This is a genomic window from Dyadobacter sp. CY347, from assembly GCF_021502655.1.
Lineage (GTDB): Bacteria > Bacteroidota > Bacteroidia > Cytophagales > Spirosomataceae > Dyadobacter.
Map to the genome: position 1 here is coordinate 51168 of NZ_JAKFFT010000009.1, position 16228 is coordinate 67395.

The window sequence follows — 16228 nt, forward strand, 5'->3', positions numbered from 1 at the left end:
ACAGTTTTGTCGCACATTCAAGCGGTTGAGCAGCTCGCAAAGTTACGGCTTTAAGTAGAAAATACACCCGGACAGCATTTTATAGGGGTTACAAAAATGTACCGGAAGAAATCCCTCATATGTTAAAACCCCTTTCAATTTGCATTGCTGCGTCAGCACTATTCCTGGTGGCCACGCAAAAGCAAGATTTTGAAATAAAACCTGCCCAAAGCACCGAATGGCCGGAATATCTGGGCGGACCAGACCGCAACCATTATTCTGCGCTCACACAAATCAATCGCCAGAATGTTTCAAAACTGAAAGTGGCCTGGACTTACTCCATGCCAGACTCCGGGCAAACGCAGGTAAATCCGATCGTTGTTGATGGCGTTTTGTATGGGGTTACCAACATGGTCCAGGCATTTGCACTGGATGCTGCAACGGGCAGGCAGATCTGGATTTTTGGGGATAAATCAAATAACGGTTCCAACACGAGCCGTGGCCTCACGTATTGGAGCGATGGCGAAGACAAGCGCATTATGCACGCCATGGGATCATTCCTGTACGCGCTGGATGCGAAGACAGGAAAGCCGATTGAAACATTTGGAGACAAAGGAAAAATAGACTTGCGCGTGGGCTTACCCGATGCTGCAAAAGACAAATACATGGTTTCAAACACCCCCGGGACCATATTCGAAGATCTGATCGTGATGCCTATCCGCCTCTCAGAAGATTCGGACGCTGCACCGGGCGATTTGCGCGCCTTTAATGTGCGGACCGGAAAACTGGCCTGGACATTTCACACGATCCCCTATCCGGGAGAATTTGGCTACGAAACATTCCCGCCGGATGCTTACAAAAATACATTCACTGGAGCCGCCAACAACTGGGCCGGAACGGCCATCGACCGCGAACGCGGGATCCTGTATGTGCCCACGGGCTCGGCCGGATATGATTTTTATGGCGGGAAAAGAAAAGGCGCAAACCTGTTTGCAAACTGCCTCCTCGCACTCGACGCAAGAACCGGCAAGCGCTTATGGCATTACCAAACCATGCACCACGATATGTGGGACCGCGACCTGCCCGCGCCTCCGAACCTCATCACCGTAACCCAGAAAGGCCCCGACGGCCAGCCCATAAAAATTGATGCCGTAGCACAAGTCAGTAAGCAGGGTTATGTGTTTATTTTCGACCGTGTTACAGGGAAACCATTGTTTCCGATCCGGGAAGTTACGGCGCCCAAAGAGGCATTACCAGGCGAATTCCCGTGGCCAACACAGCCTGTTCCTACCAAACCAGCTTCCTACGCCAGGCAAGCTTATACATTGACAGAGAAAGACATTAGCCCTTATGCACCCGACCGAGATTCGCTGATCATCAAATTCAAGCGTTACAAAAAAGCATTGTTCGCAGCACCCAGCAAAGAAGGAACGATCATCTTGCCCGGCTTTGACGGCGGCGCGGAATGGGGCGGCGCGGCGGCTGATCCCAAGGACGGCATCATGTATGTCAACAGCAACGAGATGGCCTGGATCCTCACCATGAAAGACACGCCGAAAGCCAGCGACATATCCAACCTTAGTCCGGGAGAGCAAGTGTACACCACCAATTGCGTCACCTGCCACGGGCCGCAGCGCAAAGGCAATGCCAAAAGCGGCTATCCCTCGCTGGTGAACATTGGTGCCCGCCGCGACCGCGCATTTGTAAGCCAGATCATCACTTCCGGAAAAGGAATGATGCCGGGCTTCACCATGCTTTCGGTCGACGAAAAGCAGGCGCTGGTTGCATTTTTATTCGGGGATGAGAAAGTGGAAGCCGCCTCCGTTGCTACTGCTTCTAAAAAGGTTTATTTACCTTACCAAAGCACGGGTTACAACAAATTTCTCGACGCCAATGGCCTTCCCGCCATTTCACCGCCGTGGGGAACATTGAATGCCATTAACCTCAACACCGGGGAATTCCTTTGGCGCATTCCTTTCGGCGAAGTGGAATCGCTGAAAAAACAGGGTTATCCTACCACGGGCACAGAAAACTACGGCGGACCGGTGGTCACAGCGAGTGGGCTGCTTTTCATCGCCGCAACCAAAGACGGGAAATTCAGGGTGTTTGATAAGAAAAATGGAAAGCTGCTTTGGGAAACCATGCTGCCGGCCGCGGGCTTTGCCACACCTTCCACTTACGCCGTTAACGGTAAACAGTTTGTGGTGATAGCGTGCGGCGGCACTAAGCTCGGGACGAAGAAGGGCAACCAGTTTGTTGCTTTCGCATTGGAGCAGTAAATTTTTCCACTTCCGGTTTCGGAAGCTTAATGTTTAAAATTATCCGTTTCACAGATTTGAATCCCCAGGTTTTGATTCTAAATCGAAATCTTGTTGCTTGTTAACTACACCTTTTTCTATTAAAACTGAATGTATACTGCCCGAGAAATCAAACTGGGGATCGTTATGTCCTTCGCATGGAGGCCGATCCTGATCTTTTTTGCTTATGCCACATTACTCTGCACATTGAGTTACATTTCCGGCGTTGCGCTCGGCATATCATTCGTCCCGATTGGGCTGATTGGTACGGCCGTCGCATTTTATGTGGGATTTAAAAACAACTCTTCCTATGAAAGGCTCTGGGAAGCCAGGCGCATCTGGGGCGCTATCGTGAATGCCAGCCGGAGCTGGGGAACATTTGCTGCCACTTACATTCAGCCCTTACCCAATGATCCTGAGCATAATGAGAAAGAGATCAGCACAAAGCTCGTTCACAGGCACATTGCTTACATCAATGCCGTACGGTTACAGCTGCGCGCGAAAAGTGTCTGGGACGATAAGCATTCCATAGCACACCACGTGGTTGCGGATCAGCGCGATCCGGATGAATTTCCACTTTTACATACATTAAATGACCTTTTGTCTGCCGATGAAGCTGCCTATTACCTGTCCAAAAAGAACCCTGCAACACATATCCTGAAAGCCCAGGCAAAACTGCTGGATGAAGTCTTCCGTAAAGGCGCGATCAACGAGCTGTTTTACTTTCATATGATGAATGTGATACAGGAATTTTACAATCAGCAGGGCGCAGCTGAAAGGATCAAGAATTTCCCTTTTCCACGTCAGTATGCCTTTTTTTCCAAAGTTTTTATCTGGCTTTTCCTGGCCATTCTGCCGTTTGGCCTCATCGGTGAATTTTCAAAGCTGGGCGAAAATCTGGTATGGCTTGCGATCCCGAGCTACATCATCATTGCCTGGGTATTTTACACCATGGAAGTTGTGGGCGATACGAGCGAAAACCCTTTCGAAAATGCAATCAACGACATTCCGATGACGGCCATCTGCCGCACCATTGAAATTGATCTTCGTGAAATGCTGAATGAAGACAACATTCCCGCGCCTGTCAAAGCTGTCAATAATATTTTAATGTAAGGGTTGACCGGACAAAACGCAGTCTGCCTAAGCGCTGTTTCGTTCGTCTACCTGATGTTTGACCCCTTCCAGATCCATCACTGGCTTTTCATTTCCCATGAGGAAAGCCAGTGATTTTGTGTTGGGGAGATATTGAAATGTCACCCGCAAAATTCCTGTAATAGGAATAGCGATAATGGCTCCGGCAACGCCCCACAGCACCCCAAACGCGACGACCGATGTGATCGTCATAAACGGGTTCAGATCTACTTCCTTGCCCACTACGTAAGGCTGGGTAATGTAGTTATCGATCATTTGCGCGGCAAACATAACAATAACCACGACCAACACGCTGGACGGTCCGCCGGAAACCAATGCCAGCAAAGCCGCCAACCCGCCGCCAATGGCATTGCCTACATAAGGAATGAATGAAAAAACGGCCGCTATAAGCGCCAGCAGAAATGCATATTTAACGCCGCCGATCATAAACCCGGTGCCATAAAGAATGGCGAGGATGATCATCGCTTTTAGCATGCCGTAGAAATACCCACCGGAAGTCTTGCGAATGTCTTTCAATGCTTTCCGCACGCGCAAATGGTCCTGTTTGGGAAAATTAAGTAATATGAATTCCTTAAAACGCTCCCGTTGCGAAAGCAGCAGCACTACATAAACGATGATCAGGATCACATTGGCAATGGCCCCTCCTACCGAGCCAATCGCTGCCGGGCTTCCGCTTCCGAGTTTGGAAACCATCGTTTTTGCTTGTGCAAGCTGTTCGTCAGGATCCAGGCCTGTCTTTTCTTCTATGAATTTCTGTCCGTCTTCCAGATACTGAACTGATTTCTTTTCAATTTCCGGCCAGTCCTTGGAAATCATTTTGACCTGAATGGTAATCAGCGATCCCAGAAAAACCAGGAAAAGCATCAGTGTTACCGTGCTTCCCGCAACAGCCCAGCCTTTCGACAAGCGTTTCGACATCAGCCAATCCATAACCGGAATCAGCATCATGGACAAGACGGCGCCAATGACAAGCGGCGCCAGAAAAGTTTTGCCGAAGTATAAGCCGGCCGGAATTGCAATGATCAATAGTACCCAAATAAGGATCTTGGAGACGTTTTCCTTCATAGAGAATAAGTTTTGTTGAAAACCTAAAAAATCATTCCAAAGGCTCCGATCCCCATTATACGTCTTGTTTCACCCAGAATTTAGGGTCTATTCAAGATGGCTGGCAAATTCCAGCACTCTTTTCAGATCTTCTTCTTTTTCGAAGTTTGTCTCGTTCACCCGTAAATACTCGTTGAGCTTTTTTTTGTATTTGGGATAGATTTTCAGAAAGTTAGCCCGGGTTGCAAACGTGATCCGCTCATTTTTATCAATCAGAAAAAGAATAGACCTGCGCTTTAAAACAACCTTAACATTGCTTTCCAAGCCCTGTAAATTGCCATTTTGATTCACAAATGAAGAATAACTGGAAATGGCGGAAGTTGCCGAATACTGATCATAGGAAGCATATTTCTCATTGCCCATTCTCACCAGAAATTGTTTTTTCCCCAATTTGACACCATCATAATCTTCGATTGCATGCACATGACCGTGACCCTTAGTATAAAAATATAAGTTGTCGCCTACGAAAATTTTGCTGATGAATGCATGATCGTTGAAGAGCATTGTATCTTTTTTAGCATCAACAAACAACACTTCACCGTGGACCAGGCTGTAATTCATTTTAGCCTTGGAAATTTTGCCGCTGCGGAACAGCACCTGGCCGTCCAGGAATTTGTCGAATTGATAACGTTCAGCAAACGGGATCACTTTTGAGACGTCAGAGCCGTTTTTTACGCGATAAATGTCGTTAAGCTGCCCGCTTACTGAATTTGCACAAAAAAGCGCCACTAAAAGTAGAAACCAAGTTTTCATGCAGATCCGCGCTGGGTAGTTATTTTACTATTTCATTATAAATTTAGACAAATCAGGCAAATATTTGTTTTTCTGTTCAAATCATATTCATCAAATCATTTGCTATTCCTCCCAGCCTGCCAAATACGAACCTTCCTCCGTTTTCACAGAACTTTCGACAGCCGCATTGATCGTCTGCATTTCCCCGGCCGTCAGGTTGCGCCATTTTCCCGTGGGCAAATCGGCCAGGGTAACATTCATGATCCTGACGCGTTTCAGCTTCGTCACGCGATAACCAAGATATTCGCACATGCGCCGGATCTGCCGATTCAGGCCTTGGGTAAGGATAATCGTAAAAACGTGGCTGCCTTCTTTTTTGACAAAACACTTCTTGGTAATGGTGCCCAAAATAGGAACGCCCGAAGCCATTTTGCTTATAAATTCAGGAGTGACTTGTTTATCGACCGTTACCACGTATTCCTTTTCGTGGTTATTTCCAGCCCGTAATATCTTGTTTACAATATCGCCGTCGCTGGTCAGGAAAATAAGGCCTTCGGAGGGTTTGTCCAACCTGCCGATCGGGAAAATGCGTTCTGGGTGGCGGATGTAATCGATGATATTTCCTTTCACATCGCGCTCCGTCGTGCAGGTTATGCCAACCGGTTTGTTGAATGCAATGTAAACCGAAGCTTTCCTGACTTTCAATAACTTACCGTCAATTTTAACTTCATCGTCAGCCGAAGCCTTATCACCCAGAACGGCTGTTTTGCCATTCAGCACCACACGGCCCTGTTCCACAAGCTTGTCTGCCTCGCGCCTTGAACAAAAACCTGTTTCGCTGATATATTTATTAATCCTGATCAAAATCCGTCTTTTTAAATCCTTATTAGGCCGCAACGGCCGCTGCTAATTGAAAGCAAATTACTTCAATTCACAAAAATTATCCTGTTTTTGATAAAGATTCCGGTGCAATGACACTTTTACGTTACAAGCTGAGATCATTTTAATTCAACTCACGAAATCTGTCCCCTTATGAAAAATCGTTTTTTACCAATAGCCGTGCTTTTCTGGCTTTCATTATTAACCGCCTTCGCGCAGCCCGTAAGGCGACCCGTGGAAGTAATTGTTACCCTGGACCGGGATGACTGGACTTATAAAACCGGTGATAAAGTGCAGTTTCAGGTAACCGTGATGAGAAATGGAAATCTGGTAAAAAATGCCTCTGTACGTTACGAGATCGGCCTGGAAAAACTGGAACCGACCATTAAGGAAACCAAAACCGCTGCCGACGGAAAGCTCACTATTGACGGCGGAACGCTCAAAACGCCTGGTTTTTTAAGATGTATTGCCTGGGTAACCGTGGATGGCAACGAATATCGCGGACTGGCAACAGCCGGATTTGAACCACAAAAAATTGAACCGACAGTGGCTAACCCGCAGGATTTCGATACATTCTGGGCTGCTGCAAAACAGGAACTGGCCGCCGTTCCGATGGACGCCAAAATGACGCTCCTGCCCGAACGTTGCACCGAAAAGGTAAATGTGTATCATTTGAACCTGCAAAATAACCGTAAAGGCGTCCGCGTTTACGGCATTTTGAGCATTCCCAAAAAAGAAGGAAAATACCCTGCGTTACTGCGTGTTCCGGGCGCGGGTGTCCGTGCTTACTATGGCGATGTGGCCACTGCCGAAAATGACATTATTACATTGGAAATCGGCATTCACGGGGTTTCGGTCATCATGGATCCTTCGGTATATCTGGACATGGGCCAGGGTCTTCTGAACGGATACCCAGCCTATAACATGGATGATCGTGATAAATTTTATTACAAAAGGGTTTACCTAGGCTGCGTACGCGCCAACGATTTCCTGACCAGCCTGCCACAATACGACGGGACTAACCTGGCAGTAACCGGCGGAAGCCAGGGCGGCGCATTATCCATCATCACAGCAGGTCTTGATCCGCGCGTTAAATGGCTGGGCGCATTTTATCCCGCATTGAGCGATGTAACAGGTTACCTGCACGGACGCGCGGGCGGATGGCCACATTACTTTGATAAGAACGGTGTGAAATGGAATAATACGAAAGAAAAAGTGAATACAGTAGCCTACTATGACGTGGTTAATTTTGCCAGAAGGGTGAAGGTCCCCGGATTTTACATTTGGGGATATAACGATGAAACCTGCCCGCCTACTTCCATGTACGCGGCCTATAATGTAACCACTGCATCAAAAGAGCTGAAATTATATCTGGATACCGGACACTGGACTTACCAGGAGGAAAAGGACATTATGAACAACTGGCTCATCGAAAAACTGACCAAAAAATAGTTTTAAAGCATTCATATGGATCGTAGAACATTTATAGAAAAGTCGGCACTATCGGGTGCGGCACTTTCGAGTGCCGCCTTCTCATCACTCCCACTCCTAAGCGCCCTAAGCCGCGCTGCCCCGTATCGCACGGCATTGATCGGAACGGGCTGGTGGGGAACCAATATATTGCGCTGCGCACTGCAATCAGGCGAAAACAAACTGGTTGCGCTGTGTGACGTGGACGATAACCAACTGAAAGTCTGCGCCGCAGAAATGTCTAAACTAACACCGGACAAACCAAAGATCTACAAGGATTACCGCGAGCTTCTGGCCAAGGAAAAACCGGAAGTGGTGATCGTTGCAACACCGGACCACTGGCATGCACTGTGCTGCATTGCGGCAATTGAATCAGGAGCGCATGTGTATGTTGAGAAACCCATTTCACATACGATCAAGGAAGGCCGGGCCATGGTGAATGCGACGCGTAAGCATGGAAAAATCGTGCAGGTGGGCACGCACAGGCGCGTTTCTCCGCATAATGTTTCGGGGATGGAGTTTTTGAAATCGGGTAAAGCAGGGAAAATCGGCATGGCGCGTGCATTTGTACATTATGGCGGCGGCCCGGGACAGAAAACGCCTGATTCGGAACCGCCGCAGGGACTCGACTGGGATTTTTACTGCGGTCCCGCGCAGTTGCTGCCGTATAACAAAACCATGCATCCGAGAGGGTTCAGGAATTATCTCAATTTTGCCAACGGAACATTAGGCGACTGGGGCATTCACTGGCTCGACCAGGTGCTGTGGTGGTCGGAACAAAAATATCCGAAGAAAATTTACTCAACCGGTGGCCGGGCCATCCGCCAGGATAGCACGGACGCGCCGGACCATCAGGTTGCTATTTACGATTTTGACGGTTTTACACTGGAATGGGAACACCGGAATTTCGCTGCAAACAATGCAGAGAAAACGCATCCGCAACAGGCAGTAGGCGTTTATTTCTATGGAACGGAAGGCACATTCCACATGGGCTGGCTGGATGGCTGGACATTTTACCCGACAGATCCAAAGAAACCGATCATTCACGAGGATGCAAAGCTCAACAAGCCGGACGATCAGAATATTAAGGAACTTTGGGCAAACTTCATCGAATCGATCAAAACAAACAAGCCGCCGATCTGCGAAATTGAGATTGGACAACGTTCAACGAATGTGGCGCTGCTGGGAATGCTGTCGCTCAAACTAGGCAGAAGCATTATCTGGGATGGAGAAAAGGAAACGATTGAAGGAGATCCGGAAGCGAACAAGCTGCTGAGCCGGGAATACTGTGGAGAATGGAAATACCCGCAGGCATAGAAACGAAAAAGGGATTGTTAGCGCTAACAATCCCTTTTTCATTTTAATCGATCTTCACAACTTCCGCCGGAATGTTGTACTGATCTATAATTTCGCGTGTGAACCTGACATGTCCTCTTGGCGCCATCAGATATAATTTAGCACCTTTCATGCCTGCAAGTTCGCTGAGCAACTTCCATTTCGAGATACTTCCCCGAAGCTGGTCTGTTTTCATTGAAACTTCCAGATAGTGCCTGTTGAACATATTTACGCCTGTCACATCGGGGGTAAATTTGGCATTATCAGCGGCCCGTTCGTAGGACTTCGGTGTTTCAAATCCTTCCATATTGGCCTGGATATCCTTGAACCCATGCGCCTGTGCCCACTTTACCACAAGTGGAATAAATAATTCCTTTTCCATAATATTAAATGAATAATTTTTTCTATCCCGTCAACCAGGGAACTCCTTAAAAATCAAACTAAACTGAGCAGAGGAAGTAATTACCGAAAGCAGTCTGGATTGTAGTACTCTTACTAATCATGAAAGGTACGGCATTTTGCGGCAATCAGCAAATTTTTGCACCAATGAGTTAGTCGTCCAATTCGTCCAGAAAGTTGTTATAAGCCCTTACAAGCTCCTGGTGTGTCCTGGTATTTTTCTGTAAAAGCGCCAGGGCCACCCCTTTGCAATAAATTTCCTCAGCCTTTTCCACTTCTTCATTAGCAGCAAAAAATGAACCAGCGTGATAGTAAGTGGCCAGATAAAGCGGATGTTCGTTTAAAAGGATGTCAAAAAAGTGCGCAGCTTTTGCCGGATCAAACTTGGCATACTCGATCGCAAGGGCATAAACATTAAAAGGATCGCCCGGATCTTCCTCATAAAAGCTGATCAGATTGTTGAGTAAAGTGGTGTTCATTATGGATTATTATGCTTGCATACTATTTAAGATTTCCCTTAATTTGCCCGGACAAAGTTATGTTCATAACAAGCAATAATTTTAAATAAAAGCTCATGAAAATACTCGTTTGTATATCCAATGTGCCCGATACAACCGCTAAGATAACATTTACGGACAACGACACCAGACTTAATAAAAACGGCGTCCAATATATCATCGGCCCTTATGACGACTACGCGCTGGCCAGAGGCGTTGAATTAAAGGACCAAACCGGAGGAACATTAACCGTGCTGCATGTGGGTGAAGCCGAAGCCGATCCACAGATCCGCAAGGCGCTCGCCATCGGTGCCGACGACGCGATCCGCGTAAATGCCGATCCCCTCGATTCCTACTTTGTGGCCGTTCAGATCGCAAATGTGGCGAAACAGAACAACTACGATCTTATACTAATGGGCCGCGAATCGATTGATTATAACAGTGGCGTTGTGCATGGTCTGGTCGCTGAAATGCTGGGAATTGCCTCTTACTCTCCCGTGATGAAACTCGACATTGCCGACGGTTCGGCCACGATCAGCCGCGAGATTGATGGTGGAAAAGAAATCCTGAAAGCACCTTTGCCGCTTGTCCTGGGATGCCAGGAGCCGATTGCAGAATGGAAGATACCGAATATGCGTGGCATTATGACGGCCCGTACCAAGCCATTAACCGTGGTTGAACCTGTTTCCGTAGACGAATTGACCGTGCCGGAAAAATACTTCCTGCCTGCCCCAAAAGGTGCCTGCAAAATGATCCCGGCCAGCGAGGCCGCAACATTGATCCGGCTTTTGCAAACAGAAGCAAAAGTGCTGTGATCTTTTTGAATCCATTATAAAATTAAAACTGAGAGAAAATGTCAGTCCTTATATATGTAGAACTGGATAACGGTTCCATCAAAAAAACATCGCTCGAAGCAGTGGCTTACGGCGCAAAAGTGGCAGAAAAAACAGGTGATAAGGCGGTGGTTCTGGCCATCGGAAGAGCGGATGCGACTGCATTGGAAATTGCCGGAAATTATGGCGCTTCCAAAGTACTGCATGCTGCTGATGACAAATTATCACATGAAAACAGTCTCGCATATGCGGACGCGTTAGCGCAGGCCGCTGAACAGGAAGGCAGTAAGATCATTATTCTTTCTAAATCCGGCCTCGGCGACGCCATGGCTGCCCGTGCAGCTGCAAAATTGAAAGCAGGTGTTGTTTCCAATGTCACCGCTTTGCCTGAGATCAACGGTTCATTTAAAGTAACCCGCGGGATTTTCACAGGAAAAGCATTTGCCACGACTGAACTGAAATCGGATATAAAAATCCTGGTGATCAAAAAGAATGTCATCGAGATCAATGAGGATGATGTGGCTTCTGCAAATGCGGTTGTGGAAACATTCTCCCCGCAATTGCGCGACGCTGATTTTCAGGCTTCCGTTGTGAATGTTGAAAAAGCGAGTTCGGAACTATCGCTTACCGAAGCACGAATTATCGTCTCAGGCGGTCGTGGAATGAAAGGACCCGAACATTGGCAGCCGCTGGTTGATCTGGCCAGGGCGCTGGGTGCAGCAACCGGATGTTCCAAACCCGTGTCAGACCTCGACTGGCGTCCGCATCATGAGCACATCGGCCAAACCGGGATCAAAGTTGCGCCGAACCTGTATATCGCTTGCGGGATTTCCGGCGCGATCCAGCATCTGGCCGGCGTGAATGGTTCCAAATGCATTGTGGTGATCAATAAAGATCCCGAAGCGCCGTTCTTCAAGGCAGCAGATTACGGAATCGTCGGTGATGTTTTCGAAATCCTGCCAAAGCTGACGGAAGCAGCCAAAAATCTGTAAAATATGCGATTTCGGGCCATATTGAAATTAATTGTAATAAATACCTGAGAGCATATCTGGAAAAATAGCTTAAAAATCAGATAATTAAGCCGCTTTATTCCCATCCGGCTGTCAATGAGCATCTTCTTAACCCGTACTTCATTTTTTTATGCAGTACGGGTTAATTATTTTTGCAACTTCGAATACATTTTCAGGCATATTCACCACAACTGTTAACCAAACTTGCGCATTTAGTTTAAACGTGAAAAAAATCAAGTTAGAAATTCTCGGGCTGTCTCCAAGCCAATCACAGGCTGGTTCCTTCGCACTGGTTCTCGGCGAAGAGCTGGGTAACCGCCGCCTGCCCATCATTATTGGTGTGTTCGAAGCACAGGCCATTGCCGTTCAAATTGAAAACATTGTCCCAAACCGTCCGATGACGCACGATCTCTTCAAATCGTTTGCGGATGGAATGAACTATACATTAAAAGAAATCGTCATTTCGGACCTCAAAGAGGGCATTTTTTATGCCAAGATCGTCTGCACAGACAATCTCCGGGAGGTGGAAATCGACGCGCGCCCTTCTGACGCCATCGCTATCGGCCTGCGATTTGACATTCCGATCTTTACATATGAAGCCATTCTTTCCGAAGCAGGAATCGTTTCAAGCTCCCTCACCGAAGACGAAGAGGATGAGGAAGATGGAGTGAAAGAAACATTAAGAACCACCGGCTCGTCCAAAGACCAGCTGCGTGACCTTACATTTGACGAGTTACAGCGCATGCTTGATGACGCCCTCTCCAAAGAAGACTACGAGAAAGCCGCAAGTATCCGCGATGAAATGGGCCGCAGAAATTAGTTTGCATTGTTTTGTTAAAGTTAAAAATAGTTAACAAAACGGCCGTTTCCGTCCATATGCCATTATAATGCTTATTTTTGCCCTCGTTCATACCAAAGTTTGAACCAACCGCTAAGCGAAACCTTACGCTCTTATGCCTAAAAAAAAGAAGATTGGAAGTTATCCCAATGCAATGATTGTAATGAGCCTCACGGCTGCATTGTTCCTGATCGGTTTTTGCGGGCTGCTTGTGATCCAATCCAAAAAACTGGTTTCCATCATCCGTGAAAACATTGAGGTCCGCGTATTTTTAAATAAAGAAGAAACCAAAGCGGGCCAGGATTCTATACTAAAAGTTATCCAGGCAAAACCTTTCGTACTCACTTCCACGGAAGTTAAGGCCATCACATTCGTTTCGAAGGAAGAGGCTGCCAAAGAATTTATCGAAGGCACGAAAGAGGATTTTGTTACTTTTTTGGGAGAAAATCCGTTGCGCGACAGTTACCGCGTAAAAATCCAGGAAGATTATTTCGAAGAAGCTAAATTACAAGCGATCAAGAAAGACCTGGAAACGATTAAAGGCGTTTACGAGGTTGTGTATCAGGAAGATCTGGCAGATAACATTAACCGTAACGTCACCAAAATCTACGTCGTGCTGGCCAGCTTCGCCTTAGTCATGCTGATCATCATTGTCCTGCTAGTCAACAACACGATCCGGCTCGCCATTTATTCTCAGCGTTTCCTGATCCGCAGCATGCAGCTTGTGGGAGCGACAAACGGTTTTATTCAACGTCCTTATGTTATGCGCGGCGCCATTCAGGGGCTTATCGGCGGCGTTCTGGCGGGAGCATTATTGGTCGGCCTGCAACAACTTGCGGTTCGGAATGTTGAAGGATTAGGCATGCTGCAGGAATATGACAAGATCACGATTTTGGTAGGATCTGTCCTGGTTCTTGGCATTTTGATCGGCATCGCGAGCACTTACCAGTCGCTTACACGCTATTTGCGGATGGCATTGGATGACCTTTATTAAGGTCATTTTCGAAAAAATATTACCGTTCAGATCATAGTAAATCTCAAAAATGATGAGCAACACAAAAAACGAACTTCCATTTTCGACATCGAACTACACCACGATGTTAATCGGCATTGCACTGATCCTGGCCGGATTCCTGATCATGACATTTGACAGCACGGAATTCGGTTTCGGCTTTCTGGGACTGACATTAGGCCCGCTGGTGACCATTAGCGGTTTCATCATAGAGTTTTGGGCGATTTTACGTAAACCCCGTAATCCATGAGTATTTGGCAAGCCATTATATTAGCAATTATTGAAGGGATTACCGAGTTTTTGCCCGTTTCATCTACCGGCCATATGATCATCGCCTCCTCATTCATGGGGATCAGTCATCTGGAATTCACCAAAATGTTCACGGTTAATATCCAGTTTGGTGCGATATTATCCGTTCTCGTCCTTTACTGGAAGCGTTTTTTCCAAACCACAGATTTCTATTTTAAATTATTCGTCGCGTTTCTGCCCGCTGCCGTCATTGGTTTTTTACTGAACGATTTCATTGACGCCATGCTGGAAAATGTGGTCGTGGTGGCCGTTTCACTGCTCGTAGGCGGGATTATCCTGATATTTATCGACCGCATTGCGAATGACAACACCCGAGAAAGAGAGATTTCCTATTTCGACGCGCTCAAAATCGGTTTTTTTCAATGCATAGCCATGATCCCGGGGGTTTCAAGATCTGCTTCGACGATTATCGGCGGCATGTTGCAGGGACTGTCCCGCAAGCAGGCAGCTGAGTTTAGCTTCTTTCTGGCAGTGCCAACTATGGCCGCAGCCGGCGGTTATAAATTGCTTAAAACCTATGATACGATCCAGGCTGAAGACATTAAGGTGCTTTTGATCGGAAATGCGGTTGCATTTGTGGTTGCCATGCTGGCTATTAAGTTCTTTATCAGCTTTTTGACCAAATACGGTTTCAAAGTTTTCGGCTATTACCGCATCATTCTCGGGCTGATCCTTTTGGGATTGCTTGCTTCGGGCTACAAGCTGGACGTTGTCTAAGCGCTTCATTTTATAGACATTCCACATTTGAATAACGACAATAACATACCGGACGAAGGCGAAGTCATTCTCATTGACAAGCCTTTAACCTGGACCTCATTTGACGTGGCCAACAAGCTCAAAAGGGCTTGCAAATTCAAGAAAATCGGCCACGCAGGCACATTAGATCCGCTTGCTACGGGTCTGCTTATTTTGTGCACAGGAAAAAAAACCAAACAGATCGACACTTATCAGGCGCAGGAAAAAGAATACACCGGCACATTGGTGCTGGGCAAAACAACTCCCTCTATTGACCTGGAAACTGAATTTGATGCGGAATTCCCTACCGATCACATCACTGCCGAGATCATGGAAACCGCCCGGCTGGCATTAACAGGCAACATTGCGCAAACGCCGCCCATTTACTCGGCATTGCGCGTGGACGGCGAGCGGCTTTACAAAAAGGCGCGCCGTGGTGAAGAAGTTGAGATCAAAAAGCGCAATGTTGAGATTTCCCTTTTCGAAATAGATACTACACATTTTCCGTCGGTCGATTTTAGGATCATTTGTTCAAAAGGTACTTATATTCGCAGTATGGTTCGCGATTTCGGCCAGATGGTCGGCAGTGGCGCTTACATGAGCGTGTTATGCAGGACCCGGATCGGGGCGTTTGAATTGAAGGATGCGTGGAATCTCACCGATTTCATTCATCAGAAAAGACTTGAATTGAAGTTAGAAGTGGACGAATGAATATTTATCACAGCCTGGATTCCTTCGAAAAACTGGAATATGGCGTCGTAACAAGCGGCACTTTCGACGGCGTGCATCTTGGACATAAAAAAATACTTTCCCGGCTCCGGGAAATCAGTGAACAGTCTGGCGGTGAAACCGTTGTGCTAACTTTCTGGCCACATCCGCGTATGGTTGTATCCGAAGACAGCCAGGGTTTGCAACTCCTTTCGACCATTGACGAGAAAATCGGGCTGTTCTCCGAACTCGGCATTCACCATTTGCTGATCATTCCCTTCACGAGGGCTTTTTCTGAGCTGTCCTGCCACGAATATATCAAAGAGATCCTTGTCGAAAAGATCGGCACGAAAAAACTCGTGATCGGTTATGACCATCGTTTCGGGCGAAATCGCGAAGGTAGTTTTGAGTTTTTGAAGGAAAATTGCGCTTCGTATGGTTTCGAAGTGGAAGAGATTCCCCGCGAAGACATTGAGGATATGGGCATCAGCTCTTCCCGGATCCGCAAAGCATTGGTTACCGGGCATGTAGGCGAAGCAAACGGATTGCTGGGCAGGCCCTACACGCTCTCGGGCACTGTTGTGAAAGGCAAGCAGCTCGGTCGCACCATCGGCTTCCCGACCGCAAATGTGCATTTGCATGAATCCTACAAGCTGATTCCGATGAATGGCGTGTACGTCATTCATGCAACCTACAACGGCGAGACATTTAAAGGCATGCTTAACATCGGTGTCCGGCCAACTGTTGATGGCACCATGCGCACGATCGAAGCCAATTTGTTTGATTTTGATAAGGAAATCTACGGCGAAGATCTCAAACTGGAACTGCTGCATTACCTGCGGCCCGAGCAGAAGTTTGAAAGCCTGGACATGCTGGTGCGCCAGATCAATGTGGACAAGGAAAATTCCCTGGCTTATTTTTCTTAGAATCTGACGGAAT

17 protein-coding genes are annotated in these 16228 nt (G+C 47.2%); 12 read left to right on the plus strand and 5 right to left on the minus strand.

Annotation, left to right across the window (positions count from 1 at the left end; genetic code table 11):
- The first annotated feature begins 119 nt into the window (after positions 1-119).
- On the plus strand, positions 120-2258 hold the full coding sequence (locus L0659_RS21060; RefSeq protein WP_235128556.1) for a PQQ-binding-like beta-propeller repeat protein: 2139 nt from the start codon (positions 120-122) through the stop codon (positions 2256-2258).
- A 129-nt stretch (positions 2259-2387) separates the two neighbouring features.
- Positions 2388-3389 (plus strand): bestrophin family protein, encoded by a 1002-nt coding sequence (locus L0659_RS21065; protein ID WP_235128557.1) that lies wholly within the window; start codon positions 2388-2390, stop codon positions 3387-3389.
- Between the two features lie 27 nt (positions 3390-3416).
- On the opposite strand, the gene L0659_RS21070 is transcribed toward L0659_RS21065, so the two are convergent.
- The 3 genes from L0659_RS21070 to rluF all read right to left on the minus strand — a co-directional run bounded on the left by L0659_RS21070 (position 3417) and on the right by rluF (position 6128).
- Entirely contained in the window at positions 3417-4493 is a 1077-nt protein-coding gene (locus tag L0659_RS21070) for an AI-2E family transporter (RefSeq protein ID WP_235128558.1), read from the minus strand.
- 87 nt (positions 4494-4580) lie between these two features.
- Positions 4581-5285: a hypothetical protein gene (locus L0659_RS21075; RefSeq protein WP_235128559.1), complete on the minus strand. Its 705-nt coding sequence runs from the start codon at positions 5283-5285 to the stop codon at positions 4581-4583.
- A 102-nt stretch (positions 5286-5387) separates the two neighbouring features.
- Entirely contained in the window at positions 5388-6128 is a 741-nt protein-coding gene (gene rluF / locus L0659_RS21080; protein ID WP_235128560.1) for a 23S rRNA pseudouridine(2604) synthase RluF, read from the minus strand.
- A 168-nt stretch (positions 6129-6296) separates the two neighbouring features.
- On the opposite strand from rluF, the gene L0659_RS21085 reads away from it, so the two are divergent.
- Both L0659_RS21085 and L0659_RS21090 read left to right on the plus strand, forming a co-directional pair.
- A complete protein-coding gene (locus L0659_RS21085; RefSeq protein ID WP_235128561.1) occupies positions 6297-7595 on the plus strand; it encodes an acetylxylan esterase in 1299 nt (432 codons plus the stop codon).
- Positions 7596-7610: 15 nt separating this feature from the next.
- The gene (locus tag L0659_RS21090; protein WP_235128562.1) at positions 7611-8930 is read left to right on the plus strand and encodes a Gfo/Idh/MocA family protein; all 1320 of its coding nucleotides are present in this window, start codon (positions 7611-7613) and stop codon (positions 8928-8930) included.
- Between the two features lie 43 nt (positions 8931-8973).
- Here the strand turns inward: L0659_RS21090 and L0659_RS21095 are convergent, their stop codons facing one another.
- Both L0659_RS21095 and L0659_RS21100 read right to left on the minus strand, forming a co-directional pair.
- Entirely contained in the window at positions 8974-9330 is a 357-nt protein-coding gene (locus L0659_RS21095; protein WP_026632110.1) for a hypothetical protein, read from the minus strand.
- Between the two features lie 169 nt (positions 9331-9499).
- On the minus strand, positions 9500-9826 hold the full coding sequence (locus tag L0659_RS21100) for a tetratricopeptide repeat protein (protein ID WP_235128563.1): 327 nt from the start codon (positions 9824-9826) through the stop codon (positions 9500-9502).
- Positions 9827-9921: 95 nt separating this feature from the next.
- Between L0659_RS21100 and L0659_RS21105 the strand changes: the two genes are divergently transcribed.
- From L0659_RS21105 to L0659_RS21140, 8 genes are all read left to right on the plus strand, one after another.
- Positions 9922-10659, plus strand: a complete 738-nt coding sequence (locus tag L0659_RS21105; RefSeq protein ID WP_235128564.1) for an electron transfer flavoprotein subunit beta/FixA family protein — start codon at positions 9922-9924, stop codon at positions 10657-10659.
- A gap of 38 nt (positions 10660-10697) precedes the next feature.
- The gene (locus L0659_RS21110; RefSeq protein ID WP_235128565.1) at positions 10698-11669 is read left to right on the plus strand and encodes an electron transfer flavoprotein subunit alpha/FixB family protein; all 972 of its coding nucleotides are present in this window, start codon (positions 10698-10700) and stop codon (positions 11667-11669) included.
- A 241-nt stretch (positions 11670-11910) separates the two neighbouring features.
- On the plus strand, positions 11911-12507 hold the full coding sequence (locus L0659_RS21115; RefSeq protein WP_235128566.1) for a bifunctional nuclease family protein: 597 nt from the start codon (positions 11911-11913) through the stop codon (positions 12505-12507).
- A gap of 133 nt (positions 12508-12640) precedes the next feature.
- The gene (locus L0659_RS21120; RefSeq protein ID WP_235128567.1) at positions 12641-13519 is read left to right on the plus strand and encodes an ABC transporter permease; all 879 of its coding nucleotides are present in this window, start codon (positions 12641-12643) and stop codon (positions 13517-13519) included.
- Positions 13520-13568: 49 nt separating this feature from the next.
- Positions 13569-13787 (plus strand): DUF3098 domain-containing protein, encoded by a 219-nt coding sequence (locus L0659_RS21125; protein ID WP_235128568.1) that lies wholly within the window; start codon positions 13569-13571, stop codon positions 13785-13787.
- A complete protein-coding gene (locus tag L0659_RS21130) occupies positions 13784-14563 on the plus strand; it encodes an undecaprenyl-diphosphate phosphatase (protein WP_235128569.1) in 780 nt (259 codons plus the stop codon). Before L0659_RS21125 ends, L0659_RS21130 begins: the two co-directional genes overlap by 4 nt.
- Positions 14564-14590: 27 nt before the next feature.
- A complete protein-coding gene (truB, locus tag L0659_RS21135; protein ID WP_235128570.1) occupies positions 14591-15292 on the plus strand; it encodes a tRNA pseudouridine(55) synthase TruB in 702 nt (233 codons plus the stop codon).
- A complete protein-coding gene (locus tag L0659_RS21140) occupies positions 15289-16215 on the plus strand; it encodes a bifunctional riboflavin kinase/FAD synthetase (RefSeq protein ID WP_235128571.1) in 927 nt (308 codons plus the stop codon). Before truB ends, L0659_RS21140 begins: the two co-directional genes overlap by 4 nt.
- The last annotated feature ends 13 nt before the right edge of the window (positions 16216-16228 follow it).

What these genes read in the sequence shown, in the direction of transcription:
- L0659_RS21120 (WP_235128567.1), top strand. Translation starts at nt 12,641, where the DNA reads ATGCCTAAAAAAAAGAAGATTGGAAGTTATCCCAATGCAATGATTGTA.
- L0659_RS21140 (WP_235128571.1), top strand. Translation starts at nt 15,289, where the DNA reads ATGAATATTTATCACAGCCTGGATTCCTTCGAAAAACTGGAATATGGC.
- L0659_RS21075 (WP_235128559.1), bottom strand. Translation starts at nt 5,285, where the DNA reads ATGAAAACTTGGTTTCTACTTTTAGTGGCGCTTTTTTGTGCAAATTCA.
- L0659_RS21085 (WP_235128561.1), top strand. Translation starts at nt 6,297, where the DNA reads ATGAAAAATCGTTTTTTACCAATAGCCGTGCTTTTCTGGCTTTCATTA.
- L0659_RS21095 (WP_026632110.1), bottom strand. Translation starts at nt 9,330, where the DNA reads ATGGAAAAGGAATTATTTATTCCACTTGTGGTAAAGTGGGCACAGGCG.
- L0659_RS21110 (WP_235128565.1), top strand. Translation starts at nt 10,698, where the DNA reads ATGTCAGTCCTTATATATGTAGAACTGGATAACGGTTCCATCAAAAAA.
- L0659_RS21065 (WP_235128557.1), top strand. Translation starts at nt 2,388, where the DNA reads ATGTATACTGCCCGAGAAATCAAACTGGGGATCGTTATGTCCTTCGCA.
- L0659_RS21090 (WP_235128562.1), top strand. Translation starts at nt 7,611, where the DNA reads ATGGATCGTAGAACATTTATAGAAAAGTCGGCACTATCGGGTGCGGCA.
- L0659_RS21070 (WP_235128558.1), bottom strand. Translation starts at nt 4,493, where the DNA reads ATGAAGGAAAACGTCTCCAAGATCCTTATTTGGGTACTATTGATCATT.
- L0659_RS21130 (WP_235128569.1), top strand. Translation starts at nt 13,784, where the DNA reads ATGAGTATTTGGCAAGCCATTATATTAGCAATTATTGAAGGGATTACC.
- L0659_RS21100 (WP_235128563.1), bottom strand. Translation starts at nt 9,826, where the DNA reads ATGAACACCACTTTACTCAACAATCTGATCAGCTTTTATGAGGAAGAT.
- L0659_RS21060 (WP_235128556.1), top strand. Translation starts at nt 120, where the DNA reads ATGTTAAAACCCCTTTCAATTTGCATTGCTGCGTCAGCACTATTCCTG.
- L0659_RS21105 (WP_235128564.1), top strand. Translation starts at nt 9,922, where the DNA reads ATGAAAATACTCGTTTGTATATCCAATGTGCCCGATACAACCGCTAAG.
- L0659_RS21125 (WP_235128568.1), top strand. Translation starts at nt 13,569, where the DNA reads ATGATGAGCAACACAAAAAACGAACTTCCATTTTCGACATCGAACTAC.